Source organism: Streptomyces sp. NPDC126499 (assembly GCF_040302485.1).
Taxonomy (GTDB): domain Bacteria; phylum Actinomycetota; class Actinomycetes; order Streptomycetales; family Streptomycetaceae; genus Streptomyces.
Genome location: NZ_JBEOUO010000011.1, coordinates 122,458 through 149,079, shown reverse-complemented (window position 1 = coordinate 149,079; position 26,622 = coordinate 122,458). Strand labels below are relative to the sequence as shown.

18 protein-coding genes are annotated in these 26,622 nt (G+C 72.6%); 9 read left to right on the top strand and 9 right to left on the bottom strand.

What is annotated here, in order from left to right; all coding sequences use genetic code 11:
* Window positions 1–112: 112 nt before the first annotated feature.
* From ABTZ91_RS18725 to ABTZ91_RS18705, 5 genes are all read right to left on the bottom strand, one after another.
* A complete protein-coding gene (locus tag ABTZ91_RS18725) occupies window positions 113–763 on the bottom strand; it encodes a maltokinase N-terminal cap-like domain-containing protein (protein WP_352078267.1) in 651 nt (216 codons plus the stop codon).
* Window positions 764–840: 77 nt separating this feature from the next.
* A complete protein-coding gene (locus ABTZ91_RS18720) occupies window positions 841–2,286 on the bottom strand; it encodes a GH1 family beta-glucosidase (RefSeq protein ID WP_352078266.1) in 1,446 nt (481 codons plus the stop codon).
* 61 nt (window positions 2,287–2,347) lie between these two features.
* Window positions 2,348–3,202, bottom strand: a complete 855-nt coding sequence (locus ABTZ91_RS18715) for a carbohydrate ABC transporter permease (RefSeq protein WP_352078265.1) — start codon at window positions 3,200–3,202, stop codon at window positions 2,348–2,350.
* Between the two features lie 4 nt (window positions 3,203–3,206).
* Window positions 3,207–4,217 (bottom strand): sugar ABC transporter permease, encoded by a 1,011-nt coding sequence (locus ABTZ91_RS18710; RefSeq protein WP_352078264.1) that lies wholly within the window; start codon window positions 4,215–4,217, stop codon window positions 3,207–3,209.
* A 95-nt stretch (window positions 4,218–4,312) separates the two neighbouring features.
* Window positions 4,313–5,656, bottom strand: coding sequence for an ABC transporter substrate-binding protein (locus tag ABTZ91_RS18705; RefSeq protein ID WP_352078263.1), 1,344 nt, complete (start codon window positions 5,654–5,656; stop codon window positions 4,313–4,315).
* A 280-nt stretch (window positions 5,657–5,936) separates the two neighbouring features.
* Between ABTZ91_RS18705 and ABTZ91_RS18700 the strand changes: the two genes are divergently transcribed.
* Window positions 5,937–6,968: a LacI family DNA-binding transcriptional regulator gene (locus ABTZ91_RS18700; RefSeq protein WP_352078262.1), complete on the top strand. Its 1,032-nt coding sequence runs from the start codon at window positions 5,937–5,939 to the stop codon at window positions 6,966–6,968.
* Between the two features lie 247 nt (window positions 6,969–7,215).
* On the opposite strand, the gene ABTZ91_RS18695 is transcribed toward ABTZ91_RS18700, so the two are convergent.
* Window positions 7,216–8,967: a glycoside hydrolase family 6 protein gene (locus tag ABTZ91_RS18695; RefSeq protein WP_352078261.1), complete on the bottom strand. Its 1,752-nt coding sequence runs from the start codon at window positions 8,965–8,967 to the stop codon at window positions 7,216–7,218.
* 16 nt (window positions 8,968–8,983) lie between these two features.
* The gene (locus ABTZ91_RS18690; protein ID WP_352078260.1) at window positions 8,984–10,534 is read right to left on the bottom strand and encodes a cellulase family glycosylhydrolase; all 1,551 of its coding nucleotides are present in this window, start codon (window positions 10,532–10,534) and stop codon (window positions 8,984–8,986) included.
* 268 nt (window positions 10,535–10,802) lie between these two features.
* On the opposite strand from ABTZ91_RS18690, the gene ABTZ91_RS18685 reads away from it, so the two are divergent.
* The 5 genes from ABTZ91_RS18685 (at window position 10,803) to yicI (ending at window position 18,797) form a co-directional block, all read left to right on the top strand.
* Window positions 10,803–13,712 (top strand): glycoside hydrolase family 48 protein, encoded by a 2,910-nt coding sequence (locus tag ABTZ91_RS18685; RefSeq protein WP_352078259.1) that lies wholly within the window; start codon window positions 10,803–10,805, stop codon window positions 13,710–13,712.
* Window positions 13,713–14,103: 391 nt separating this feature from the next.
* A complete protein-coding gene (locus ABTZ91_RS18680) occupies window positions 14,104–15,126 on the top strand; it encodes a LacI family DNA-binding transcriptional regulator (protein WP_352078258.1) in 1,023 nt (340 codons plus the stop codon).
* Window positions 15,123–15,644 (top strand): SigE family RNA polymerase sigma factor, encoded by a 522-nt coding sequence (locus tag ABTZ91_RS18675; protein WP_352078257.1) that lies wholly within the window; start codon window positions 15,123–15,125, stop codon window positions 15,642–15,644. Before ABTZ91_RS18680 ends, ABTZ91_RS18675 begins: the two co-directional genes overlap by 4 nt.
* The gene (locus ABTZ91_RS18670) at window positions 15,644–16,495 is read left to right on the top strand and encodes a hypothetical protein (RefSeq protein ID WP_352078256.1); all 852 of its coding nucleotides are present in this window, start codon (window positions 15,644–15,646) and stop codon (window positions 16,493–16,495) included. The genes ABTZ91_RS18675 and ABTZ91_RS18670 overlap by 1 nt, the downstream gene beginning before the upstream one ends.
* 10 nt (window positions 16,496–16,505) lie before the next feature.
* Window positions 16,506–18,797, top strand: a complete 2,292-nt coding sequence (gene yicI, locus ABTZ91_RS18665; RefSeq protein ID WP_352078255.1) for an alpha-xylosidase — start codon at window positions 16,506–16,508, stop codon at window positions 18,795–18,797.
* Here the strand turns inward: yicI and ABTZ91_RS18660 are convergent.
* On the bottom strand, window positions 18,782–19,684 hold the full coding sequence (locus ABTZ91_RS18660) for a poly-gamma-glutamate hydrolase family protein (RefSeq protein ID WP_352078254.1): 903 nt from the start codon (window positions 19,682–19,684) through the stop codon (window positions 18,782–18,784). The genes yicI and ABTZ91_RS18660 overlap by 16 nt on opposite strands.
* Window positions 19,685–19,799: 115 nt before the next feature.
* Window positions 19,800–22,781 carry a glycoside hydrolase family 3 C-terminal domain-containing protein gene (locus tag ABTZ91_RS18655; protein WP_352078253.1) on the bottom strand — a complete coding sequence of 994 codons (2,982 nt, stop codon included), beginning with the start codon at window positions 22,779–22,781 and terminating at the stop codon, window positions 19,800–19,802.
* 244 nt (window positions 22,782–23,025) lie between these two features.
* Between ABTZ91_RS18655 and ABTZ91_RS18650 the strand changes: the two genes are divergently transcribed.
* The 3 genes from ABTZ91_RS18650 to ABTZ91_RS18640 are packed head-to-tail and all read left to right on the top strand — an operon-like array spanning window position 23,026 to window position 26,614.
* Window positions 23,026–24,735, top strand: coding sequence for an extracellular solute-binding protein (locus ABTZ91_RS18650; RefSeq protein ID WP_352078252.1), 1,710 nt, complete (start codon window positions 23,026–23,028; stop codon window positions 24,733–24,735).
* Entirely contained in the window at window positions 24,657–25,688 is a 1,032-nt protein-coding gene (locus ABTZ91_RS18645) for an ABC transporter permease subunit (RefSeq protein WP_352078251.1), read from the top strand. The genes ABTZ91_RS18650 and ABTZ91_RS18645 overlap by 79 nt, the downstream gene beginning before the upstream one ends.
* Window positions 25,685–26,614, top strand: coding sequence for a carbohydrate ABC transporter permease (locus ABTZ91_RS18640; protein ID WP_352078250.1), 930 nt, complete (start codon window positions 25,685–25,687; stop codon window positions 26,612–26,614). Before ABTZ91_RS18645 ends, ABTZ91_RS18640 begins: the two co-directional genes overlap by 4 nt.
* The last annotated feature ends 8 nt before the right edge of the window (window positions 26,615–26,622 follow it).

Below are 26,622 nucleotides of genomic sequence, written 5' to 3'. Positions count from 1 at the left end.
GCCCAGGCCCTCTGAAGCCCCGGACCCGGAGCCCCGGCCCCCGCGCGCCCCGGACCCGGAGCCCCGGACCCGGCGCGACGCCCCTGAGCCCCGGACCCCTGGCAGCCGGAGCTCAGGGGGCGTCGCGCACGACCACGAACGCCTCGGTCCGCTCCTCGCCCTCCGCCGGGAGCCACCACGCCGTGACCGCGCCGCGCGCCCCCGCCGCCGGCTCCTCGCCGGTCCCGAGCACGCGGATCACCCGCAGCTCCGGCGCCCCGCTCCCGAACCGGATCACCGTGCCGTCCGGCCCGTCGGTCACCGACGCGTCGGACACCGGCGCCCATCCCTCGTCCCCGTCGACGGTGGCGGTCACCTTCGGGTCGGGCGTGTCGGACTCGCTCTGCGCCTGCGGCACGACCTGCCCCCGCAGCAGCGCCCGCAGCTCGGCGAGCAGCACCGGGTCGTGCGTCCCGTCGTACACGTACCGCGTGCCGAGCACCCCGTGCTCCGAGGTGCCGACGAGCGACTGCTCGGCGCCCTGAAGCGGTGCGCCCCGGTACGTCAGCGGCACCAGGTACCCGTGCCGCTCGGCGGCCGAGGCGTCCCGCACCACCATGAACTCGATGCCCACCTCGCCCTCCGGGTCGTCGAGCCGGAAGCCGCCCGCCTTCTCCAGCACGGGCGTGCCGCCCGTCGCCGGGTACCAGGGGCGGGTGGGCAACCAGGCCTGAAGGAGCTCCAGCTTCGTCGGCGTCATGGTGGTCCGGTGGATCACAGACATCTCGGGCACTTCCCTCCGTGACGGTACGGTCCCGGGTCGGCGGACCGCCCCGAAACCGTACCGCTCCACGATCTTGCTCAGGCCTCCGCCCCCGGCGGGTGCAGCTCGCCGGAGCGCGCCACGCGCGCGTACCAGCGGGCACTGGACTTCGGGGTGCGCCGCAGCGTCTCGTAGTCGACGTGCACGGCGCCGAACCGCTTGGCGTAGCCGTACGCCCACTCGAAGTTGTCCAGCAGCGACCACAGGAAGTAGCCGTGCACCACGGCGCCTTCCTCGACCGCACGGTGCAGCGCCTCCAGATGCGCGTGCACATAGGCGGCGCGCTCCGGGTCGTGCACCGATCCGTCCGCCGCGACCACGTCCTCGTACGCCGCGCCGTTCTCGCTCACCACCAGCGGCAGCCCGGGGTGACGGGCCGAGATCCGGGTCAGCAGGTCCTTCAGACCCGAGGGGTCGACCGGCCAGCCCATCGCCGTACGCGCTCCGTCGGCCTGGTGGAACGCGACGTCGTCGGCGCCGGGCCACGGCGAGAACTCACTGTTGCCGTGCCCGTCGTCCTGGGGCTTCTCCTCGCCCTCGGCGACGTGCGACACGACGGTGGGCGTGTAGTAGTTGATGCCCAGCCAGTCCAGCGGCTGTCCCACCGCGGCCTCGTCACCGTCCCGGACGAAGTCCCAGTCGGTCAGGTGCGCGGTGTCGGCGAACAGCTGCCGCGGATAGCCGCCCTCCAGCATCGGGCCGAGCCAGATCTCGTTGCCGACCGTGTCGATCCGGCGGGCCGCCTCCAGGTCCGCCGGCGACGAGGTCAGCGGGCGCACCTCGTGGAGGTTGAGCGACACCGCCAGCTTCGCCCCGGCCGGCAGCGCCGACCGCAGCGCCCGCACCGCGAGGCCGTGCCCCAGGTTCAGGTGGTGCGCGGCCCGCAGCGCCGCCACCGGGTCGGTGCGGCCCGGCGCGTGCACCCCGGAGCCGTACCCGAGGAACGCGCTGCACCAGGGCTCGTTGAGCGTCGTCCAGCGGGTGACCCGGTCGCCCAGGGCGTCGGCGACCAGCGCCGCGTAGGCGGCGAACCGCTCGGCCGTGGCCCGCTCCGGCCAGCCGCCGGCGTCCTCCAGTTCCTGCGGCAGGTCCCAGTGGTAGAGGGTCAGCGCCGGCTCGATCCCGGCCGCGAGCAGCTCGTCGACGAGCCGCCGGTAGAAGTCCAGGCCCTTCTGCACGGCCGGCCCCCGGCCGGTCGGCTGCACCCGAGACCAGGACACCGAGAACCGGTAGGCGTTCAGGCCCAGTTCGGACATCAGCCGGACGTCCTCGCGGAACCGGTGGTAGTGGTCGACGGCGACATCGCCCGTGTGGCCCTGGAAGACCTTCCCCGGGGTGTGCGAGAACGTGTCCCAGATGGACGGCGTCCGGCCGTCCTCGGCCGCCGCGCCCTCGATCTGGTACGCGGCGGTGGCCGCGCCCCACAGGAAGTCGGACGGGAAGCGGCGGACGGCGGTGAGCGGCCGGGTGTCGGACGCGGTCATAGGAGAGGGCTCCCAACGCAAGAGAGACGGATGCGATACGAAGGAGAGGGAGGACGGGCCGTCAGCTCTTGACGGCGCCCGCGGTGATCCCGCCGACGATGTGCTTGCCGAGCACGGCGAACACCAGCAGCAGCGGCACGGTGGAGATCAGCGCCCCGGTGAGCACCACCGCGTGGTCGACGGTGTGGTTGCCCGCGCCGAGGCCGGCCAGGGCCACCTGGAGGGTGGGGTTGCCGTCGGGGGTGAGCGCGATGAACGGCCAGAAGAAGTCGTTCCACGCCTGGACGAAGACGAGCATGCCGAGGACCGCCATCGCGGGCCGGGCGACCGGGAAGACCACGTGCCAGACGATCCGCAGCGAGTGCGCCCCGTCCATCCGGGCCGCCTCCACCAGCTCGACCGGCAGCGCCTCGATGAGGAACTGGCGCATGAAGAACACGCCGAACGCGGCCACCAGGGACGGCAGGACCACGGACTGGAGCTGGTCGACCCAGCCGAGGTCGGTGATGATCCGGTACAGCGGGATGACGCTCAGCTGCGGCGGGATCGTCATCGTCGCCACCACCAGGGTGAGCAGGATGTTGCGCCCCTTGAACGGCAGCCGGGCGAAGGCGAAGCCGGCCAGGGTGGAGAAGAGGACCGTGGACAGCGCCACGAGGGCGGCCACGACCGTGGTGTTGACCAGCGCCTCGCCCATGTCGACCTGGTTCCAGGCGAAGGAGAGGTTGTCGAACAGCCGTGGTCCGGGCAGCAGCGGCGCCGGGGCCGTGACCACCCGTTCGCCGGTGTGGGAGGCGGCGACGAGGTTCCAGTAGAGCGGGAAGAGCGAGACCAGCGCGGCGAGGCCGAGCAGGACGTAGGTGAGGGGTCCGGCGTGGTGCTGCCGGCCGGCCTTCTGCCGGAATCGGGTGCGCACGGGTTCAGCCCCCCAGCTTCTTGCGGTTGGCGCGGGCGACGAGCGCCTGGACGCCGCCGATGAGGAGCAGGAGCAGCAGCATCACCCAGGCGATGGCGGAGGCCTGGCCGAGCGCGCCGGTGACCCAGCCCTTCTCGTACATGAGCAGGCTCAGTGTCTGGAACTGGTTGCCGCTGCCGCCGGAGATGCCCACGCTGCCGCCGTAGAGCATCGGCTCGCCGAACAGCTGGGTGGCGCCGATGGTGGAGACGATGACCGTGAACAGGATGGTGGGACGGATGGAGGGGATCGTGATGCTCAGGAACTGGCGCCAGCGCGAGGCCCCGTCGAGCGCGGCCGCCTCGTACAGGTCGTTCGGCACGGCCTGCATCGCGGCCAGGTAGATCAGCGCGTTGTAGCCGGTCCACCGCCAGGTCACGATCACCGAGATCGCGATCTGCGCGGGCCAGGTGGAGGACTCCCAGTCGACCGGGTCGAAACCCACCAGGCCGAGCGCCGAGTTGATCAGCCCGTAGTCGGAGTTGAACAGCTGGGCGAAGACCAGGGTCGCCGCCGCGATGGAGGTGGCGTACGGGGCGAGGACCGCGACCCGGAAGAACCGGCGCCCGCGCAGCTTGTAGTTGAGCAGATGGGCGAGGCCGAGGGCCATGAGCAGCTGCGGGACGGTCGAGATGACGCCGATGGTGAAGGTGTTGGCGAGCGCGTTCCAGAAGAACTCGCTGCCGGCGAGGTCGGTGTAGTTCGCGAGGCCCTTCCACTCGGGTTCGCCGCCGAGCTCCACCCGGTTGAGCGAGAGCCAGCCGGTGTAGAGCAGCGGGAAGAGGCCGAAGGCGGCGAAGGTGAGGAAGAAGGGGGCGACGAAGACGTACGGCGTCGCCTTCAGGTCCCACCGGTAGAGCCTGCTGCGCCGGGCGGACGGTCCGCCGGAGCGGGCGGAGCCGGGGCGGGGGGAACGGGAGGGCGGTGCGTCGAGCGACGGGGGGCCGCCGTTCCTCGCCCGTACGGAGGTGGCCACGGGGGCGTCCTTCCAGATCGGTGCGTACGGGGTTGGGCGGTGGGAGCGTCGCGGTGCGGGCCCGCCGCGTGGAGGGAGGCCCGCACCGCCTCCCGCTACTGGTCGATCTTGTCGTCGACCAGCTTCCTGACGTTCTCCCAGGCCTTCGCCGGGTCGGTGCCGCGCTGCTCGATGTCGAGGATGCCGTTGTCGGTGAGGAAGGTCTTCACCTGGCCGTCCCAGAGGCTGATCGGCGCGGGCTTGATCTGGGCCGCCGCGGCGGCGTAGATCTGTCCGACCGGGGTGTCGCCGAAGTACGGCAGCTTGGCGCCCACCACCGCGTCCGAGGAGAGGGTGTCCTTGGTGGACGGGATGTTGCCGTTGACCGCGAACACCTTGGCGTGCTGCTCCGGGGCGGTCAGCCAGGCGGCCAGCTCGGCGGCCTCCTTGGCGTGCTTGCCGGACTTCGGCACGGCGAGGAAGGAGCCGCCCCAGTTGCCGGCGACCGGCGGCGCGGCGATGTCCCACTTGCCCTGGTTGGCGGCGCCCGCCTGGTCCTTGATGATGCCGGTCATCCAGCTGGGGCAGGCGACGGTGGCGAACTTCGAGTTCTTGAAGGCGGCGTTCCAGGTCCCCTTCTCGTCGAACTGGCGCAGCTTGGCGGTGAGGCCGCCCTGCGCGGCCGCGACGGCGGTGTCCCAGGCCTTCTTCACCCCGGGGCTGGTCTCCCAGGCGAGTTCGCCGCTCGCGTCGGCGTACTGCTCGGGGGCGCTGTTGACGACGGCGTTGAAGAGGCCGCTCGCGGAGTCGTGGAAGAAGGTCCCGGCGGGCGCGTTCTTCCGGTACGTCTTCCCGGCCTCCAGGAACCTGCCCCAGTCGCCCGACCAGAGCCGGCCGACCTCGGTGCGGTCGGTGGGCAGCTTGGCCTTGGCGAAGAGCTCCTTGTTGTAGCAGATGGCCATGGGGCCGATGTCCGTGCCGAGGGCGATCACCTTGCCGTCGGCGGTGGTGGCCTGCTTGACCTTCCAGTCGAGGAAGGCGCCCAGGTCGGCGCCGCCCGTCTTGGACAGGTCGACCCACTTGTCGGCCATCGCCGAGCCGGTCGCCTCGGCGATGTAGCCGACCTCGATGGCCTGGATGTCGGCCAGGCCGCTGTTGCGGGAGAGGCGCAGCTTCAGGGTGTCCCAGTACTTCTGGCCGTCGGCGACGTTCGACTCGACGATCTTGATGTTGGGGTGGGTCTTCTCGTACTCGGCGTAGAGCTTGGCGCCGGTCTTGTTGTCGTAGCCGAAGGAACCGAAGGTCCCGACCCGCAGCGTGATCTTCCCGTCCTCGGCGGCGTCCCCTGTGTCGCCGCCGCACCCGGTGAGCAGGGCGGCGCCGGCCGTCAGGGCCGCCACCGCCGCGAAGGCGGTGCGGCGGGTGCGGCCGGGGCCCCGTCTGCTGCTGGAAGTGCGCATTCCACTCTCCTCGTCCAAAAGGTGGTGCTGATGGGAGCGCTCCCACGTCGTCGTTGCCGGAAGGTTGCTGCCTCGCGGGTGGGGGTGTCAAGACATGAACACGGATTCGTTGCACGCGGAGGCGCGGTGGGACTCGTGCCCGGATTCGAGTAGTGTGGGAGCGCTCCCATGCTTCGGTGGTCGAAGGCACCGCTTGTTCGGGGGGTCGGACAGTGGCCTATCTTGACCTGATCGCCGCATGGCACGGGGCGCCAGGCCGCACGAGGGGAGTACGAGAGGCGTGAACGGACGGCACAGTGGCAGGCCCACGCTGGAAGAGGTCGCGGCCCGGGCCGGAGTCGGCCGGGGTACCGTGTCCCGGGTCATCAACGGCTCCCCCCGGGTGAGCGCACAGGCCCGCGAGGCCGTCCACCGGGCCATCGAGGAGCTCGGCTACGTGCCCAACCAGGCGGCCCGCGCGCTCGCCGGGAGCCGCACCGACGCCATCGCCCTCGTCATCCCGGAGACCGAGGCCCGTCTCTTCGCGGAGCCCTACTTCCTCGACATCATCCGCGGGGTCAGCGCCGAACTCGGCGAGGCCGACAAGCAGCTGCTGCTCACCCTGGTCCGCACCGAGCGGGAGCGGCAGCGCTTCGAGCAGTACCTCGCCGCCCAGCGCGTGGACGGCGTGCTGCTCGCCTCCGTCCACGCCGACGACCCGCTCCCCGACCTGGTCCGCGAACTCGGACTGCCCCTCGTCCTGAACGGCCGGCGCACCGCCGACGAGTCCGCCGCCTACGTCGACTCCGACAACCAGGGCGCCGGGCGCGCCGCCGTCGCCCACCTCGCCGGCCGGGGCCGCCGCAGGATCGCGACCATCACCGGCCCCCTCGACATGTACGTGGCCCGGGCCCGCCTCGACGGCTACCGCGAGGGCATCGCGGCGGCCGGCCTCGAACCCGACGAACTCCTCGTCGCCACCGGCGACTTCACCGAGGAGGGCGGCCGCCGCGCGATGCGCGAGCTGATCGCGCGCGCCCCGGACCTGGACGCCGTCTTCGCCGCCTCCGACGTCATGGCCGCCGGTGCCCGCGGCGTCCTGCGCGAGTCGGGCCGCCGCGTCCCCGAGGACGTCGCCCTCGTCGGCGTCGACGACTCGGCCGTCGCCCGCCTGATGGACCCGCCGCTCACCAGCGTCCGCCAGCCCATCGAGGAGATGGGCCGCGCCATGACCCGGATGCTGCTCCGGGAACTGGCGGAGCCGTCCGAGGCGGCCGGGGAGCGGCCACGGCAGGTGCTGCCGACGGAGCTGGTGGTGCGGGAGTCGTCCTGAGCCGGACGGTCAGCCGCCGACCCGGGCCGCGGCCCCCTCGCCCCACGGCTCGACCCGGACGCCGAGCACCTTCGTGTCGTCGTCGTGCAACCTGATCTGCGCCATGGCGGCAGCGTAGCCCTCCCGACGGGCTCACAGCGCCGCTGCTTACTGCGTCATGGCTCGACCGTACGCCCGCGCCGCACCACGCGAGCGGGCCGGCGCCCGGAGGCGCCGGCCCGCAGGGGTGGACAGGCTCAGTCGGGGCTCAGAGCGCCGGGTGGGCGTTCTTCAGGAGCTCCTGGAACTGGGCCGAGAACCACTTGCCGGACAGCGGCGCGTCCGGCAGGGCGCCGGACATGCTGTTGCCGTTGCGGGGGTTGCCCGTGTACGTCGGGTCGCACATGCGGTCGAAGCCCTTGCCCTCGTCGTTCGGGATCTCCTTGCTCGCGCCGTCGGACTCGCCCGGCGGCTTCATCCAGACGTACGCGTCGATGCCCGCGGCCGGGTTCGCCCGGGGCCGTTCGCCGAGGCCCGCGCCGGCCTGGTTGCACCAGTTGCCGAGGTGGATGCGCCGGTCGTAGCGGCCGCCGTTGACGTAGGTGTCGACGTTGGTCGTCGCGCCCGGTCCGGTGGGCCGGTTGGCGCCGCCCCAGCCGTTGCGGGAGGTGTCGATCAGCATGCCGAGATTCGGCGAGAAGCCGAGCGAGACCAGCTTGTCGCGCATGGCCTGGGCGTACGACAGCTCGTCGGTGTAGCGGTTCCAGTCGACCCACTTCGACTGGCGCACCGAGACCCCGTTCACGGAGTCGCCGATCGAGAAGTGGTCCTCCTTCAGGGCGCTGTAGTTGGCGGTGTTGACGATGAAGCCGTGGACGTGGCCGAGCGTGGAGCCCTCGGCGGTCGCGGCGGTCCTGAACATCTCGGCGGAGGCGCCGAAGTTGTCGTCCCAGCCGAGCCAGCCGTGGTGGCCGGCGTCCACGTAGTTGTAGACGTTGGCGATCGAGCCGAGCTTGTTCAGCGCGTATCCGACGCCCTTGACGTAGTTGCCGTTGGCCTTCATCACGTCGCAGTTCGCGGTCGCGGTCGGGCGGCCGCTGACGTTGGTGACGAGGTTGGGCAGCGAGTCGATCTCGACGGTGGTGACGATCCGCAGGCCCGCGTACTTCGGGTCGGAGAGGATCGCCGCGATCGGGTCGATGTACTGGGTCTTGTACTTGTCGATCTCCGTCGGGCCGAGCTCGCCGTTGGAGGCCAGCGCGGAGCAGTCGCGTCCGGGCAGGTTGTAGATGACCAGCTGGACGACGAGCTCGCCGGTGCCCTTCTGCTTCAGGGCCTCGTCGAGGTGGGCGCGCAGGCCCATGCCGCCGTTGACGCCGTTGATGGCGGCGATCCGGTCCAGCCAGACGCCGGTGGGCTGGTTCGACACCTTGGTGCCGCCCGGTTCGGCCGCGGCCTTCGCGGACCACTCGGGGTTCACGTACACCTTGGCGCCGGCGTAGGGGTTGTCGGCCTTGGTGCCGGCCGGCGGCGGGGTGGTGGGCGGCGTCGTCGGGGGAGTGGTCGGCGGGGTCGTCGGTGGCGTGGTGGGCGGCACCGAGCCCGTGCAGGTCACGCCGTTGAGGGTGAAGCTCGCGGGGACGGCGTTGGTGCCGCTGTAGGTGGCGTTGAAACCGAAGGAGGCGGAACCTCCGGTCGCGAGCGTCCCGTTGTAGGAGAGGTTCCGCGCGGTCACGGCGGCGCCGGACTGGGCGAGGGTGGCGTTCCAGCCCTGTCCGACCCTCTGGTCGCCGGCGTAGGACCAGCCCAGCGTCCAGGCGTTGACCGGGTCGCCCAGGTTGGTGACGGTGACGTTGGCGGTGAAGCCGGTGTTCCACTGGTTGGCGATCTGGTAGTCGACCTTGCAGCCCGCCGCGGCGGCGCCCGCGGTGGCGGTGCCGAGCGCGGTGGCCGTGGCGCCGGTGGCGGCGATCAGGCCGAGCGCCGCCAGCAGGGCGGTGCGGCTCTTCGTGCGGCTCATGGGGTGGGGGTTCCTTTCAGGGGGTGAGGGCGCGCAGGTGGTCGCGCAGCCCGATGCCGAATGCGGTGGGGGTGCCGTCGTACGAACTGATCAGCGCGGGACCGGAGGCGCAGTTCCACGTGTTCCAGGTCCAGCCCAGGTACGACAGGCCGCGGTCGTCGAACCACTTCATGACGCGGTCGACGAACGCGTGTCCGCAGGTGTTCTCACCGATCTCGCCCGCCAGCAGGGGCACCTGGGCGGCTACCGGGGCGAGGGTGTCGTTCCAGCACGTCTCGGTGGAGCAGGTGTTGAAGTTGTAGACGTGCCAGGCGGCGGCCAGATTGCCCGCCGGGTCCGTGGGGCGGTACCGGAGCCACTGGCTCAGGTCGTTGGAGTACGCGATGCCGGGGACGAGGACGAGGTTCTTCGCCCCGGTCGCGCGGACCGCGTCCAGCAGGTCCTGCATGCCGGCGACCTCGTAGCCGATGCCGGGGCAGCTGCCACCGTCGCGCCAGCAGGACCACGCCTGGGCCGCGGTGGAGGTCGCCCGGTCCGGATAGGGCTCGTTGAACAGGTCGAGGACGACACGGGTGTCGTGCTTGAAGGTGTCGGCGACCGAGGTCCAGAAGGCCGGGGTGTAGCGGGCGTTCGGCATGGGCTTCTGGCAGGTCGCGTGCACGTCGCCGCAGCCCGAGGAGTTCCCGGTGTACAGGCCGTGCGTCCAGTGCAGCTCGAGCACCGGGGTCATGCCGTGCGCGAGGACCCGGTTCACCAGGTCCCTGACCGCGTTCACGTAGTGCGCGCCCCGGTACTCGGGCTTGATGTGGTCCAGGCCGAGCCAGCACTCCTCGTTGAGCGGGATGCGGACCGTGTTGGCCTTCCAGCCGGCGATCGCCCGGACGGAGGCGTCGTCGACCGGACCGTCCCAGATGCCGTGCCCCTGGACGCACATGAACTCGCCGCCGGAGCGGTTGACGCCCAGCAGACGGCGGGTGGCGCCGTTCTGGTCGACGAACCTGTTGCCGGACACGCGCAGTTCGGGCGCGCCGGTGGCCGGGGCCGGGGGAGTGGTGGGGGGCGGGGTGGTGGGCGTGGGGGTCGGGTTCGTCGGGGTGGGGGTCGGCGTGGGCGTCGAGGTGGTGGGCGTGGGTGTCGGGGCCGGTCCGGCGGTGTCGCACGGGGTGCCGTCGAGTGTGAACGCGGCCGGGGCCGGATTGCTCCCCGTCCAGGAGGCGATGAAGCCGGCCGTCACCTTCGCGCCCGTGTCGAGCCGGCCGTTCCAGCTCTCGTTGACGACGGTCACGGTCTTCGCCGACTGGGACCATCTGCCGCCCCAGCCCTGGCTGACCACCTGGCCGGCCGGGAAGTCGAAGCCGAGGCTCCAACCGTTCAGCGCCGTGCTGCCGTTGGTGACGGTGACGGCACCCTGGAAGCCCCCGGACCACTGGTTCGTGACCGAGTACTCCACCGTGCAGAGAGGTGCGGCCGCGGCTCCTCGGGCCGTACCGGTGACGACGAGAGCGGTGTTCGCCATCGTGAGCGCCGCTCCCGCGAGCAGCGCCGTCAGGCGTGGGGGATGTCGCATGAGCGAGTCCTCACAGCGAGGGCACGCCCTACGGCGGCGTGCCGACTGGATGGATTCGCTCCCACTGGTCGGGCAGACCGTAGCGGCAACCGACGCCAAGGAAAAGAGGAGTTGCCCAAATTGGCGGGCGAATGCCTTCGACTCTTCGCGCGTCTTGACGGGGTCTCGTCAGGTCTGCACAGTGGGAGCGCTCCCACTGGTTCAGAGCTTGACCGTGCCCCCCCCCACGCACCACCCCGTCTCCCGAGCCGCGAGGAGAACCACCCCCATGCCGCCACGATCGCGACCGCGCAGAGCACGCGGGTCCCTGGCCGCTCTCGCCGCCGTACTCGCCCTGCCCGCCGGGCTGCTCGCCGCCGGACCACCCGCCCAGGCCGCCGCCGTCCAGTGCAGCGTCGACTACCGGACCAACGACTGGGGCTCCGGCTTCACCGCCGAGCTCACCCTCACCAACCGCGCCACCACCCCGCTCGACGGCTGGACCCTCAGCTACGCCTACGCCGGCGACCAGAAGCTGAGCAACGGCTGGAACGGCACCTGGAGCCAGTCAGGCAGGACCGTCACCGTCACCGCCGCCTCCTGGAACCGCACCGTCGCCGCGGGCGCCGCCGTCACCACCGGCGCCCAGTTCACCTACACCGGCACGAACGCGGCGCCGAGCTCCTTCTCCGTCAACGGCACCCCCTGCACCGGCGCCCACCAGGCACCCGTCACCGTCCTCACCAGCCCCGCGCCCGGCGCCGTCTACACCGAGGGCGACCCGGTCCCGCTCGCCGCCACCGCGGCTGCCGCCGACGGCGCCGCAATCGAGAAGGTCGAGTTCTACAGCGACACGACCCTGCTCGGCACCGACACCACCGCCCCCTACACGCTCGGCGTCACCTCCCTTCCCGCCGGCGCCCACTCGCTCTACGCCAAGGCGTACGACTCCCTCGGCGCCGGCGGCGAGTCCGCCCCCGTCGGCATCACCGTCGCCGCCGGGCCCGCGCTCGTCGCCACCCCCGCCCAGCTCTCCGTACGCCAGGGCGGCACCGGCACCTTCGAGCTGAAGCTCTCGACCCGGCCCACGGCGGACGTCACGGTCGGCGTCGCCCGCACCTCGGGCGTCACCGGCCTCACCGCGAGCCCGGCCACCCTCACCTTCACCCCGGCGAACTGGAACACCGCCCAGAAGGTGACCGTCAGCGCCGCCGCCACCGGCACCGGCACGGCCGTCTTCACCGCGACCGCCCCCGGCCACGCCAAGGCCGAGGTCACCGTCGCCCAGCTGGCCGCGAACTCCACGTACGACGCCCGCTTCCTCGACCTCTACGGCAAGATCACCAACCCGGCCAACGGCTACTTCTCGCCCGAGGGCATCCCCTACCACTCCGTCGAGACCCTGATCGTCGAGGCCCCCGACCACGGCCACGAGACGACCTCGGAGGCGTACAGCTACCTCGTCTGGCTGCAGGCGATGTACGGGAAGATCACCGGCGACTGGTCGAAGTTCAACGGCGCGTGGGACACCCTCGAGAAGTACATGATCCCCACCCGCGCCGACCAGCCCACCAACTCCTTCTACGCCCCCGGCAAGCCCGCCACCTACGCGCCCGAGTGGGACCTGCCGTCCCAGTACCCGGCGAAGCTGGAACCGTCGGTGACCTCCGGCTCCGACCCGCTCGCCGCCGAGCTGAAGAGCGCGTACGGCACCGACGACATCTACGGCATGCACTGGATCCAGGACGTCGACAACGTCTACGGCTTCGGCAACGAGCCGGGGAAGTGCTCCGCCGGACCGGCCGCGACCGGACCGTCGTACATCAACACCTTCCAGCGCGGCCCGCAGGAATCGGTCTGGGAGACCGTCACCCACCCGACCTGCGACAACTTCTCCTACGGCGGCAGGAACGGCTACCTCGACCTGTTCACCGGCGACGGCTCCTACGCCAGGCAGTGGAAGTTCACCAACGCCCCCGACGCCGACGCCCGCGCCGTCCAGGCCGCCTACTGGGCCGACGTCTGGGCCAAGCAGCAGGGCAAGGGCGCGCAGGTCGCCGCGACCGTCGGCAAGGCCGCCAAGATGGGCGACTACCTGCGCTACGCCATGTTCGACAAGTACTTCAAGAAGGTGGGCGACTGCGTCGGACCGACCACCTGCCCGGCCGGCACCGGCAAGAACAGCTCCCACTACCTGATGTCCTGGTACTACGCCTGGGGCGGCGCCACCGACACCTCGGCCGGCTGGGCCTGGCGGATCGGCTCCAGCCACGCGCACGGCGGCTACCAGAACCCGCTGGCCGCCTACGCGCTCAGCTCCTACGCCCCGCTGAAGCCCAAGTCCCCCACCGGCGCCGCGGACTGGAGCACCAGCCTCAAGCGGCAACTGGAGTTCTACCGCTGGCTCCAGTCCGACGACGGGGCCATCGCGGGCGGCGCCACCAACAGCTGGCAGGGCCGCTACGCCGCCCCGCCGGCCGGCACGCCGACCTTCTACGGCATGTACTACGACGAGAAGCCGGTCTACCACGACCCGCCGTCCAACCAGTGGTTCGGCTTCCAGGCCTGGTCCATGGAGCGCGTCGCCGAGTACTACCAGCAGACCGGTGACACCGCCGCCAGGACCGTGCTCGACAAGTGGGTCGCCTGGGCGCTGTCGAAGACCACGATCAACCCCGACGGCACCTACCGCATCCCCTCCACCCTCCAGTGGTCCGGCGCGCCCGACACCTGGAACGCGGCGAACCCCGGCGCCAACAAGGGCCTGCACGTCACCGTCGCCGACTACACCGACGACGTCGGCGTGGCCGCCGCCTACGCCAAGACCCTCACCTACTACGCGGCCAGGTCCGGCCACGCGGAGGCCAAGCGGGTCGCCAAGGCCCTGCTCGACGGCATGTGGACCCACCACCAGGACCCGCTGGGCATCGCGGTCCCGGAGACCCGCGCCGACTACAACCGCTTCGACGACCCGGTCTACGTCCCCGGCGGCTGGACCGGCACCATGCCCAACGGCGACACCGTGAACTCCTCGTCCACCTTCGCCTCGATCCGTTCCTTCTACGAGGACGACCCGGCCTGGCCGAAGATCGAGGCCTACCTGGCGGGCGGCGCGGCCCCCGTCTTCACCTATCACCGGTTCTGGGCCCAGGCGGACATCGCCCTGGCCATGGGCTCGTACGCGGAGCTGCTCGAATAACCGCCGCCCCGCGAAGAGAAGCGGAGCCGCGTGCGACACGGCCGGGCGGACCCCCGAAGGGGCCCGCCCGGCCCTGTGCCGTGCCCGCGGCGGCTGCTCGTGATCCCCGGGCGCGCGACCCGGCCGGCGCGCGGTCCGCCCGGCGCGCGGTCCGCCCGGCGCGCGGTCCGCCCGGCGCGCGACCCGGCCGGGCCGGCGCGGCCCGTACGGTCGGCCGTCGTCCGACGCCGAGCTCCGTCTTCCCGTCTTCCGCTCGGAGCGGTAAGGTCGGCGCCACGCACACTGTCGAAGCGCTTCACCACCGCATCTCCCCGCAGACCGGTGCGAAGCAACGCGAAGCGCGACTCGACGACCTGACGGGATCTCGCGGAGATACGGGGCGGAGAAGAGCATGGTCACCCTCGCGGACGTCGCCCGCCACGCCGGAGTCTCGGCCAGCACCGTCAGCTACGTGCTGAGCGGCAAGCGGTCCATCTCCGCGGCCACCCGCGAACGCATCCAGCGCAGCATCGAACAGCTCGGCTACCGCCCGCACGCCGGCGCCCGCGCCCTCGCCAGCAGCCGGACCAACATCCTCGCCCTGATGATGCCGCTGCGCACCGACATCTACGTGCCGGTCCTCATGGAGATCGCGATGGCCGTCACCACCACGGCCCGCGCCCACGGCTACGACGTCCTCCTGCTCACCGGGGAGGAGGGCCCCGAGGCGATCCGCCGCGTCGAGGGCAGCGCCCTCGCCGACGCCATCATCGTGACCGACGTCGAACTCGACGACCCCCGCCTGCCCTACCTCAAGGCCGCCGAACGCCCCGCCGTCCTCATCGGACTGCCCGCCGACACCTCCGGACTCAGCTGCGTCGACCTCGACTTCGAGGCCGCCGGAGCCCTGTGCGTGGACCACCTCGCCACACTCGGACACCGACAGATCGCGGTCCTCGGCGAACCGCCCGCCGTCTACGCCCGCGGCACCGGCTACGCCGAACGCACCCTGCGCGGCCTGCGCACGGCCGCCGCCGAGCACACCGTCGGCCTGCTCCACCGGCCCACCGACGGCGGCCACGCCGCCGTCGCCGCCACCGTCACCCGCGTCTTCGAGGAACGCCCTGCCACCACCGCCCTCGTCGTCCAGAACGAGGCCGCCATCGAACCCCTGCTCACCGTGCTCCGCCGCGACGGCCGCGCCGTCCCCGAGGACGTCTCCGTCTTCGCCGTCTGCGCGGGGCAGGCCGCCGCCCAGGCCTCCGTACCGCTCACCTCCATCGGCGTCCCCGCCCAGGAGATGGGCCGCCGCGCCGTCGAACGGCTCTTCGCCCACCTCCGCGCGCAGGAGCCGCCCGGCACCGTCCTGCTCGCCCCCGAGGTCGACGACCGCGGCAGCACGGGCCCGGCGCCCACCGCCGCGCCGGCGCGGTGAGCGGCACCGACGAGGCCGAGTTCCGCGCCTTCTTCGAGCGCCACTACGCCGAACTCGCCCGCTTCGCCCACCTGCTGAGCGGTGAGCCCGAGGCCGCCGACGACCTCGCCGCCGACGCCATGCTCGCCCTGTGGCACCGCTGGGACCGGGTGCGCGGCGCCGACCGGCCCCTCGCTTACGCCCGGGGCGTCGTCGCCCACCTCGTCCGCAGCCGCATCCGCGGCGCCGTCCGCGAACGGCGCCGGATCGCGCTCTTCTGGGACCGGCGCGCCGAGCACGTCGACGACCCCGACGTGCCCGCCGTCCTCGACGTACGCACCGCCCTGCGCGCCCTGCCCTTCCGCAAGCGCGCCTGCGTCGTCCTGCGCCACGCCTTCGACCTCTCGGAACGTGACACGGCCGAGGCCCTCGGCATCTCCGTCGGCACGGTCAAGAGCCAGACCTCCAAGGGCATGGCCGAGCTCCAGCGACTCCTGGGGCCACGTGCCACCTCGGAACTGGCCGGAAGGAGGGCCTGATGGACCGGCCCGAGAGGGACCACGACATGACCGGGGGTCCCGAGGACCTGCTCCGCGCCGAGCTTCGGGAGGCCGCCGCCGCCCACGTGCCCGACCGTGCCCGCATGCTCGCCCGGGTCGAGCGGGGCCTCGCGGCCTGCCCGACGGCACGCACCGCCGACCGGCCCCGGCCCGCGCCCTGGCTCAGGGCGGCCGGCGCGGCCCTCGCCGTCGCCGCCGTCGTGGCCGCCGGGGCCGTGGTGGTGTCGCTGCTGCCGGGCCCCGAGCGACAAGCCGGCCCGGCCGTGCCCGCCGCCACGGGAAGCACACCCGCCCCCGGACCCGCACCCGCCACCAGCACCCCTTCCGCCGCGGCCACCCCCCGCGCCACCGGAGCCACCGGAACCCCACCCGCCACCGGAGACACCGCCGCCCCCGGCCCTACCGCCCGTACCGCCACCGCCGCCCCGCCCGCCCCGACGCCCCTGCGGATCGCCGCCACCGGTGTCATCGACCCCGGCAGCAACCGCTACTGGGCCCAGAGCGACCTCACCCTCACCACCCCCGCGCCGCTGGCCGCGCTCACCGTCGAACTGCGCGTCGCCCAGACCGGCGGCGTCGCCTCCACCGGCCACTGGCGCACCCTGCCGCCCGAGGACTTCACCGTCACCGTACGGGAGGCGGACGGCGCCCTCGTCTACCGCTGGACCCTCCGGGCGGGCCGCACCGCCCCGGCCGGCCGGCACGTCTTCGCCGCCCAGTACGACCACGCCGAGGGCGCGCGGGCCGCCGGCCTGGACGCGTACACCGTGACGGCCACGGACACCTCAGGCCGCCGGGCCACCGCGCACGGCGGCTTCACGCCTCGATAAGGACCACCACATGAAGTTCACCGACGGCTTCTGGCTGATGCGGGAAGGCGTCCACGCCTCCTACGCCACCGAGGTCCAGGACCTGGACACGGGCGCGGACCGGTTCACCGCGTACGCCTCCGTCACGCGCGTCCGCACCCGTGGCGACACCCTCAACTCGGCCCTGATCACGGTCGACTGTTTCTCCCCTGCCTCCGGCGTCATCGGCGTGCGCCTGACCCACCACGCCGGACGGGCCGCCCGCGGCCCCGCGTTCGAGCTGCGCGCCGGCACCCCGTCGGGCGCGCGCGTACGCCGCGACGGCACCGTCACCACGCTCACCAGCGGACCGCTCACCCTGCGCCTGGACCGCGCCGCGCCCTGGGCGCTGGAGTTCCTCGACGGCGACGGGCGTCCGCTCACCGGCGCGGGGCCGAAGGGCACCGCCTTCGTCACCACCCCCGACGGCGCCCACCACATGGCCGCCCAACTCGCCCTCGGCGTCGGCGAGCTGGTCTACGGCCTGGGCGAGCGCTTCACCCCGTTCACCAAGAACGGCCAGACCGTCGACATCTGGCAGGCCGACGGCGGCACCAGCAGCGAACAGGCCTACAAGAACGTCCCGTTCTACCTCTCCTCACGCGGCTACGGCGTCTTCGTCGACCACCCCGGCAAGGTCTCCTTCGAGGTCGGGTCCGAGTCCGTCGGCCAGGTCCAGTTCAGCGTCGAGGACCAGACCCTGACCTACTACGTCGTCGCAGGGCCCACCCCCAAGGACGTCCTCACCCGCTACACCGCCCTCACCGGCCGCCCCGCGCTCCCGCCCGCCTGGTCCTTCGGCCTCTGGCTGAGCACCTCCTTCACCACCCCGTACGACGAGGAGACCGTCACCGGTTTCGTCGACGGCATGGCCGAGCGCGGCATCCCGCTCTCCGTCTTCCACTTCGACTGCTTCTGGATGCGCGCCCACCAGTGGTCCGACTTCCGCTGGGACCCTGACACCTTCCCCGACCCGGCCGGGATGCTGGCCCGCCTCAAGGCGCGCGGACTGCGGATCAGCATGTGGATCAACCCGTACATCGCCCAGAAGTCCGCCCTCTTCGCCGAGGGCGTGGCCGGCGGCTACCTCGTCAGGCGCCCGAACGGCGACATCTGGCAGTGGGACCTGTGGCAGCCCGGCATGGCCCTGGTCGACTTCACCAACCCGGCCGCCCGCGGCTGGTTCCAGGACCGGCTGCGGCCCCTGCTCGACCAGGGCGTCGACTGCTTCAAGACCGACTTCGGCGAGCGCGTGCCGACCGACGTCGTCTGGCACGACGGCTCCGACCCGGAACGGATGCACAACTACTACACCCACCTCTACAACCGGACCGTCTTCGAACTCCTGGAGAAGGAACGCGGCTCGGGCGAGGCGGTGCTCTTCGCCCGCAGCGCCACCGCCGGCGGTCAGCGCTTCCCGGTCCACTGGGGCGGCGACTGCTGGTCCTCCTTCGAGGCCATGGCCGAATCGCTGCGCGGCGGCCTGTCACTGGCCCTCAGCGGCTTCGGCTTCTGGAGCCACGACATCGGCGGCTTCGAGGGCACCCCCGACCCGGCCGTCTTCACCCGGTGGCTCGCCTTCGGACTGCTCTCCTCCCACAGCCGGCTGCACGGCAGCGACTCCTACCGGGTGCCCTGGGCCTTCGGCGAGGAAGCCGTGGAGGTGGCCCGCCGCTTCACCGAGCTGAAGCACCGCCTGATGCCCTACCTCTACGCCGCCGCCGTCGAGGCCCACACCACGGGCGTGCCCGTGCTGCGTCCGATGCTGCTCGAATTCCCCGACGACCCCGCCTGCCGGACCCTCGACCGGCAGTACATGCTCGGCCCCGACCTGCTCGTCGCGCCGGTGTTCACCGCCGACGGCGAGGTCGAGGTCTATCTGCCGGCGGGGGAGTGGACCCGGCTGCTCACCGTGGACGCCGTCGGGGACACCCCCGGGGAGACCGTCACCGGCCCCGGTTGGCGCCGCGAGGTCCACGGCCTCGACAGCCTCCCGCTGTACGTGCGCCCCGGCACCGCCCTGCCCATGGCCTCGGACACCCGCCGCCCGGACGGCGACTGGACGGACCGCCTCACCCTTCTCGTCACCCCGGGCGAGCCCGGCAGCACGGTCACCGTCACCGTCCCGGACACCCGGGGCGAGCCGGCCGCGACCTACCGGGTGACCCGCGGGAACGACGGCGTACGGGTCACCACGGAGGGCACGGTCCGGCCGCCGCGCCTGCGGGTGGTGGGAGGGGCCGGGGGCGACAAGGCCCTGGAGAGGGATCAGGAGGCCCTGTAGAGCGGATCCCTGCCGAGTTCGTGCTGGGTGACGGCCCGGCGCACGTTCTGCACGAAGCCGTTCCAGTAGTGGTTCGCGTGGGGGCTGTCCGTGCTCGGCACACCGGCGGTCGCCCGGCGGTCGGCGGCCCCGGAGAAGTCGCCGAACATGGCGGCCCGCAGGGCGGTGGAGAGTTCCAGCTGGGCGCCGGCGCCGGTGCGGGTCCGGTTGACGATGTTCGTCACGGCGTCGCCGTTCAGCGGGTCGTCGGGGCCCGCGATCACCACCGTCACGTTCCAGCTCGTGGTGAAGCCGGAATCGGTGAAGGCCGCGAGCAGATTGCGCTTGAGCCGCTCGTCACGCCCGCCGATGATCACCTTCTTCTCCAGGTTCTCGGCGAAGCCGTGGAGGGAGACGGCGTAGAGGTTGTTCGCGCACACGGCGAGCGCGGCCGGATCGTCGCAGTTGGTCGACGTGACGTGCTGCGTACCGGAGTTCTGCAGCGCCTCGAACATCCAGTAGTCACGCTGCGCTTCGCCGGTGAGCGCGGCGGCCGACGGGTCGGTGTCGGCGTCGAAGGGCCGGTAGCCGGCGATGGCCATGCACAGCTCGCTCGTGCCCGCCTCGATGCCGCCGCCGTGCGGGGCGAGGACCGCGGTGCTGGTGACCGCGAGGCTCGACGCCTTGGTGTTGTCGGTCATGGCGACCGGTGCGCCGATACGGAAGCGGCGCATCCAGTCGATGCCCTCCCTGGCGGCGGTCTTGGTGTACAGGTCGCTGTTGGTCTTGTACGTGTCGGCCGCCGCCGCGACCGCCGCCCCGTCACCGACGAGGGCGTTGAGGGTGGGCAGGCCCGCGGCCACGGCGGCCACGGAGGCGAGGACGGTGCGTCTGCTGGTACGGGTCATGGGGTGATCCTCCCCGACCCGGCCGCGGCCCTCGTCGGCGGGTGCGCGGCGGACAGGACGGCCCGGCACCGTACCTGGCGCCGGGCCCGGGGGTGTCCTCTGCCCTCCGGGCCCCTCAGCCGGAGAACGCGACCCGCGCGAGCCGGACCGCACCGCGCAGCCTGACGCGCAGGTCGCCCGTGCCGCGCGCCAGGACGGCGGCGGTGAGCGTGTCGTACGCGTACCGGCCGCCCGTCGCCGGCACCTCGATCGCCGCGAGGAGCGTGCGGGCCCCGCCCGCCTCCAGGAAGAGCTCCACGAGCCCCGGCTCCTCGGCCGCCACGTCGATCGCCACCTCGGTCGCCCCGTCACCGAACGCGCAGTTCCGGAAGAGGAGTTGCCCGTCCCGCGCCGGGGCGAGCGGGGTGACGCAGTCCCCGGCCACCCGGCTCAGGTCGACGATCTCGGTGCCGTCCTGTTCGTCGTACGCGACGGCGTCGAGCGGCCGTCGCGTCACCGGGCGAGGGCCGGGCCGCCCGCCCCCGAGGTCGACGCGCGCCGTGGCGCGCAGGTCCGCCGACGAGGCGCCGACGGCGAACTCGTACGGCCCCGACTCCACCGTCCACCGGCCGTGGACCACGTCCCAGAAGCCGAGTTCGGACAGCGGCACGTCGAAGGACAGCTCCTCGGCCGCCCCGGGCGCGAGGGGCAGGCGGCGGTGGGCGACGAGCTCCCGGTGGGGGCGCGGCACGGACGGGGCGACGGCGCGCACGTACACCTGCGCCACCTCGTCGGAGGCGACGGCGCCGGTGTTGGTGACGCGGAAGGAGACCCGAACGACGTCCCCGTCGAGCCGCGCGGTCAGCTCCCCGTAGCCGAACGAGGTGTAGGACAGGCCGTGCCCGAAGGGGAACAGCGGGGTGCCGTCGAAGTACAGATAGGTCTGTCGGCCGCCGATGACGTCGTAGTCGAGCAGGCCGGGCAGGTCGGCGTCGGCCGCGTACCAGGTCTGCGGCAGCCGGCCGGCCGGGGACACCGCGCCGGTGAGGACCCGGGTGAGGGCGGTGCCGGCCGCCTGGCCGCCGTGTGCCGTCCACAGCAGGGCGGGCAGCGCCCGGGCCGCCGCGGGGACGGCGTACGGGTAGGAGGAGACGAGCACGAGCGCGGTGCGCGGGTTGGCGGCCAGCGCAGCGCGCCACAGCCGGTCCTGCTGCGGGGGCAGGTCGAGCGTGCCGCGGTCCTCGGTCTCGCGGCCGTTGACGTGCGGGTCGTTTCCGGCCACGACCACGACCCGGTCGGCGCCGGCGGCGGCCCGGGCGACCGCCTCCGCGCCGCTCTCGACGAGCTCGACGGTGAGGATCTCGGCGGATTCCCGGTCGGCGGCAACCTTCACGCCGTCGGCGGCGACAGAGACGTAGCCGCCCGTCCCGATGTGCCGCAGGAGGTGTCCCGCGCCGTGCCCGCCGTGCCCCCCGAGCGCCCCCTGCGTCCCGTGCGCCCCGTGCCCGTCCTCGCCCGCGGGTGCCTCGAACCGGAAGGTCTCCTGGACGACCCAGCCCCCCGGCTGGTCGGCCGAGGCCCGTACGAGTCCGTCGTCGGCGACCGACAGGAAGCGCCCGTCCGGCGCGCGCAGGGTCAGCACGCCACCGCCCCAGTCGGTGAGCGCGAACACCGTGCCCTCCGCGTCGGCGGTGAGCGGCGGCAGGTCGGTGCGCCCCGTGAGCAGCGCCGGGTCGAGGGCGCCCGTCGCCCCGCGCACCTCGTCGGGTGCGCCGCTCGCGGGCACCCGCAGCCGGGCGCCGGACGCGGTGCGCAGCCGGATCCGGTCGGCGCCGTCCGCGTGCCGCACCCGGTCGGCCCCGTAGTGGGCGCGCAGGGCGTCCAGCGGGGTGGCGCGGTGCAGCAGGGCGCCGCTGTACCAGTCGAGCTTGCACTCGTCGGCGAGCGGCCCCACCACGGCGATCCGGACGCCGGAGGGGAACGGGAGCAGCGGCTCGGTGTCGCCCGGGCAGGGCCGGTTGGCGAGCAGGACGACGGCCTGTTCGGCGGCCTCCTGGGCCAGGGCCCGGTGGCCGGGAGTGTCGAACGCGCCCTGTGTCACCGCCGGTTCGGGCCGCGCGGTGAACTCGCCGAGCGCCGCCCGTACGGCCAGTTGCCGGCGCACCGCCCGGTCGACGTCCTCCTGGCGGATCAGACCCCGCTTCAGGGCTCCGCGCAGCCGCGTGACGATCGGCTCGGGGTCCGTGCCGTGGTCGGTGAAGGAGTCCACTCCGGCGAGCAGCGCGGCGGCGACGGCCTCCTCGTGGTCGTCGGCGTAGTGCTGGAGGTCGACCAGGTTGGTCGGGGCGCCGGCGTCGGAGCACACCAGCAGCTCGCGCTCCGTCCAGGCGCGCAGGTGCTCCCGCAGATACGGCGAGAGGTGGTTGGGCCGGCCGTTGACCAGGTTGTACGCGGGCATCACCCCGGCGACCGCACCGGCCTCCACGGCACCGCGGAAGGCCCGCAGGTCGTACTCGTGCAGCACCCGCGGCCGGACGGAGGCGGAGGACGTGGCGCGGTCGGTCTCGTTGTTGTGGGCGAGCCAGTGCTTGAGGACGGGCGCGGTGCGCCAGAACACCGGGTGGTCCCCGCGCAGTCCCCGGGTGTAGGCGACCGCCATGGCGGAGGTCAGCGTCGGGTCCTCCGCGTACCCCTCCTCGTTGCGGCCCCACAGCGGGTGGCGCAGCAGGTTGACGGTGGGGGCCCACACGTTGAGCCCCACCCGGTCGTCCCGGGCGCGCATGGCCCGCGCCTCGCGCGCGACGGCGTCGCCGATCCGGCGGACGAGCTCCGGGTTCCAGGTGGCGCCGAGGCCGACGGCCTGCGGGAAGACGGTGGCCGGCCCCATCCAGGCGACGCCGTGCAGGGCCTCCTGGCCGGTGCGGAAGGCCGCGAGGCCGAGCCGGGGCACGGCGGGGGCGTACTGGTGGAGCATCGCGATCCGCTCGTCCGGGGTCAGCCGGGCGAGGAGCGCGTCGAGGTCGTCGTCGTGTGCGGTCACGTACGGATCCCTTGGCCGAGACGGACGGGGCTGCGCCGTTCTTCGAAGCGCTTCGAATGCTGGTGGCGCCGGACTCATCCCGTCAAGAGGACAGGGGAGTTGACGCGGACCGGAGCACCCGCGGGCGGCGGGAAATGTGGTTCCCGACCCTTGCCGGGCCCGGAACCTTCCCTTAGCCTCGCAGCAGCATCGAAGCGCTTCGACGAGCCGGATCCGGGCCCGCGCGCTTCCCTCGTCCCCCGCTCCACCTCACACATCGCAGCCGACCGGCGGTCACCGCGTACCGCCGTGTGTCCCCGGCGCGCCATGAAGGGTTGACGCAATGACGCCGAACGCCGCCCCGGGCACTCCCGGCCTGCCCGGCCTGCCGGACCGCACCAGCCGGAGAGGCTTCCTCGCCTCCACCGCCGTCGCCGCGGCCGCCGTCGCCGGGGGCATGCCGCTGCTCACCGCCTGCGGCGGGGCGGAACCGGGGAAGAAGGACGGCACCACCACCGGCAAGGACGCCCGGAAGATCCTCCCGGCCTACGTCCCCCGCACGGTCGTCGCCCCCGACATCCCCTCGAAGAACGGCTCCTCGGCCGGCTTCACCCGCGCCGTCCCCAAGGACCGGCTCGCCACCTCGGTCGCCGCCAAACGCGGCAAGGGCAGCACCATCCGGGTCATGGCACCGCTCTGGGGCACCCCGCCGGCCGGAGACAACCCGTACTACACGGCCATGAACGAGGCCATCGGCGTCAAGACCGTCTGGCAGAACCAGGACGGCAACGTCTACGACCAGAAGCTCGGCGCCGTCCTCGCCTCCAGCGACATCCCCGACCTCGTCGTCGTCCCCGGCTGGAACCTCGGCGGCAAGATCCCCAGCGCCATCCAGGCCAAGTTCGAGGACCTCGGCCCCTACCTCTCCGGCGACCGGGTCAAGGCCTATCCCAACCTCGCGGCCATCCCCACCGACGCCTGGCAGCGCTCCCTCTTCGGCGGCGCGCTCCGCGGCCTGCCGATGCCCGCCTCGTACGTCACCAACATCGCGCCCTTCTACCGCAAGGACGTCTTCGACGCGAAGGGCTGGCAACTGCCGCAGAGCGCAGAGGAGTTCCTCGCCCTCGCCAAGGAGATCACCGCTCCCGGGGCGAAGGTCTGGGCCTGCGGTGACATGACCTGGACCGCGTACAACATGTTCGGGGTCCTCTCCGGCAGCGAGAAGTCCCTCGGCTGGCAGCTCGTCGACGGCAGGCTGGTCAACCGCATCGAGACCCCCGAATACCTCGAAGCCCTCGCCTGGACCCGCAAGCTCTACGACGCCGGCCTGGTCCACCCCGACGAGCGCGCCCAGAACCAGGGCGACACCGGCAACCGCTTCACCTCCGGACAGGTCCTGATCTACAACAACGACCTGTCCCACTGGTACGCCAAGTCCTCCGAACAGGCCGCGCAGAACCCCTCCTTCGCGATCGCGGCCATGGACATCCCCGGCCACGCCGGCGGCGCTCCGAGACTGTGGGCCACCAACCCGGCCAACATCTGGGCCTTCGTCCGCAAGGGCCTGCCGAAGACCGTCGTCGAGGACATCCTCGCCATGGCCGACTTCACCGCCGCCCCCTACGGCACGAAGGAGCGGCTGCTCACCGACTACGGCGTCGAGGGCGTCGACCACACCGTCCGCGGCGGCCTGCCCGTCAAGACCGACCAGGGCAACAACGAGGTCAACAGCTCCTGGCTGTTCGTCGCCGGCCCCGCCCCCTACATCGCCCACCCCGACCTCCCCGACGTCACCCGGGCGATGGTCGAATGGCAGCAGCGCATGGGCGCCCACACCTCGAAGTCCTCCTTCTACGGGATGACCATCGCCGAGCCGTCCCGCTGGACCGGCCTGATGAACGACTTCGAGCAGCTGGAGAAGGACGTCGTCCGCGGCCGCAGGAAGGTCTCGGACATGCAGCAGGCCGTCTCCGAGTGGAGGACCAAGGGCGGCGACCGGCTGCGCGACTGGTACCGGAAGCTGCTCGACACCCACGGGCCCGCGGCGGGCTGACCGTGACCCGAACCAGGCGGGGCCCCCGCGTCCCGCTCCGCAGACGGCTGAGGCGGGACCGGACCCTGCTCCTGATGACCCTGCCGGCGCTCCTGCTGGTCCTGGTCTTCACCTACGTACCGCTGCTCGGCAACGTCGTCGCCTTCCAGGACTACGACCCGTACGTCTCCACCAACGGCGTCACCGCCATGCTGGAATCGCCCTGGGTCGGCCTCGCCCAGTTCGAGCGGGTCTTCGCCGACCCCGCGTTCTGGCACGCGGTGGAGAACACCTTCGTCCTCTTCCTGCTCCAGCTCGTCCTCTACTTCCCGGTGCCGATCGCGCTCGCCCTGCTCGTCAACAGCGTGCTGCGGCCCCGGCTGCGCGCGGCCGTCCAGGCCGTGCTCTACCTGCCGCACTTCTTCTCCTGGGTCCTCGTCGTCACCGTCTTCCAGCAGATCCTCGGCGGCGCCGGCATCATCGCGCAGATCCTGCGCGAGCACGGCCACGGGGGCTTCGACCTCATGACCGACCCGGCGATCTTCAAGTTCCTCGTCACCGCCGAGGGCGTGTGGAAGGACGCCGGCTGGGGCGTCATCGTCTTCCTCGCGGCCCTCGCCGCCGTCGACCAGGACCTGTACGAGGCCGCCGCCATGGACGGCGCCGGCCGCCTGCGCCGCACCTGGCACGTCACCCTGCCCGCGCTGCGGCCCGTCATCGCGCTGCTGCTCGTGCTGCGCGTCGGCGACGCCCTCACCGTCGGCTTCGAACAGCTGCTGCTCCAGCGCGACGCCGTCGGCCCCGGCGCCGCCGAGGTGCTCGACACCTTCGTGTGGTGGACCGGCCTGCGCAGCCAGGACTTCAGCTACGCGGCCGCCGCCGGCCTCGTCAAGGGAGTGGTCGGACTCGTCCTCGTCCTCGCCGCGAACAAGGCCGCCCACCTCATGGGCGAGCAGGGGGTGTACCGCAGATGACCGCCGCCACGCCGGACCGCCGCCGCCCCTGGTGGGCGGCCCCGCCCCGGCCCGCCTGGGAGGAACCCCCGAGCCGGGCCGGACTCGCCGCCAAGGGCACCGTCCTCACCCTCGCCTGCATCGCCGTCCTGTTCCCGCTGTGGATCGTCGTGGTCACCAGCCTCTCCTCCAAGAAGACCATCACCGAGGCCGGCGGCCTGGTCGTCGTCCCGCGCGACCTCACCCTCATCGCCTACCAGGAGCTGCTGAGCGGCGGCCAGGTCACCCGCGCCGCCCTGGTCAGCGTCGGGGTGACCCTGACCGGAACCCTCTTCTCCACGGCCGTCTCGGTGCTGTGCGCCTACGGGCTCTCCCGGCCCGGATCGGTCGGGCACCGCGCCATCCTGCTGACCCTGATGGCCACCCTGTTCTTCGGCGCCGGCCTCATCCCCACCTATCTGCTCGTGCAGACCCTCGGGCTCACCGACACCTACCTCGCGCTGATCCTGCCGAGCGCCGTCAGCGTCTTCAACATCCTGGTCCTGCGCGGCTTCTTCATGGGCATCCCGCCGGAGCTCATCGACAGCGCCCGCATCGACGGCGCCGGCGACCTGCGCATCCTCTGGAGGATCGTCATCCCGCTGTCCCGCCCGGTCATCGCCGTCATCACGCTCTTCTACGCCGTCGGCTACTGGAGCGCCTGGTTCAACGCCTCCCTCTACCTCAGCGACCAGAACATGATGCCGCTGCAGAACGTGCTCATCCAGCTCGTGCAGAAGCAGGAGATCCCGGTCGGCCTCGGCCAGGCCGTCAAGGCCGGACCGCTCTCCGGGCTCGCCGTGCAGATGGCGGTCATGGTGCTCGCCCTGCTCCCGGTCGCGGTGGTCTCCCCCTTCGTCCAGAAGCACTTCAAGAAGGGCATGCTCACCGGCGCCGTCAAGGGATGACCCCGCCG

What these genes read in the sequence shown, in the direction of transcription:
- ABTZ91_RS18725 (WP_352078267.1), bottom strand. Translation starts at nt 763, where the DNA reads ATGTCTGTGATCCACCGGACCACCATGACGCCGACGAAGCTGGAGCTC.
- ABTZ91_RS18720 (WP_352078266.1), bottom strand. Translation starts at nt 2,286, where the DNA reads ATGACCGCGTCCGACACCCGGCCGCTCACCGCCGTCCGCCGCTTCCCG.
- ABTZ91_RS18705 (WP_352078263.1), bottom strand. Translation starts at nt 5,656, where the DNA reads ATGCGCACTTCCAGCAGCAGACGGGGCCCCGGCCGCACCCGCCGCACC.
- ABTZ91_RS18695 (WP_352078261.1), bottom strand. Translation starts at nt 8,967, where the DNA reads ATGAGCCGCACGAAGAGCCGCACCGCCCTGCTGGCGGCGCTCGGCCTG.
- ABTZ91_RS18690 (WP_352078260.1), bottom strand. Translation starts at nt 10,534, where the DNA reads ATGCGACATCCCCCACGCCTGACGGCGCTGCTCGCGGGAGCGGCGCTC.
- ABTZ91_RS18685 (WP_352078259.1), top strand. Translation starts at nt 10,803, where the DNA reads ATGCCGCCACGATCGCGACCGCGCAGAGCACGCGGGTCCCTGGCCGCT.
- ABTZ91_RS18680 (WP_352078258.1), top strand. Translation starts at nt 14,104, where the DNA reads ATGGTCACCCTCGCGGACGTCGCCCGCCACGCCGGAGTCTCGGCCAGC.
- ABTZ91_RS18670 (WP_352078256.1), top strand. Translation starts at nt 15,644, where the DNA reads ATGGACCGGCCCGAGAGGGACCACGACATGACCGGGGGTCCCGAGGAC.
- yicI (WP_352078255.1), top strand. Translation starts at nt 16,506, where the DNA reads ATGAAGTTCACCGACGGCTTCTGGCTGATGCGGGAAGGCGTCCACGCC.
- ABTZ91_RS18660 (WP_352078254.1), bottom strand. Translation starts at nt 19,684, where the DNA reads ATGACCCGTACCAGCAGACGCACCGTCCTCGCCTCCGTGGCCGCCGTG.
- ABTZ91_RS18655 (WP_352078253.1), bottom strand. Translation starts at nt 22,781, where the DNA reads ATGAGTCCGGCGCCACCAGCATTCGAAGCGCTTCGAAGAACGGCGCAG.
- ABTZ91_RS18650 (WP_352078252.1), top strand. Translation starts at nt 23,026, where the DNA reads ATGACGCCGAACGCCGCCCCGGGCACTCCCGGCCTGCCCGGCCTGCCG.
- ABTZ91_RS18640 (WP_352078250.1), top strand. Translation starts at nt 25,685, where the DNA reads ATGACCGCCGCCACGCCGGACCGCCGCCGCCCCTGGTGGGCGGCCCCG.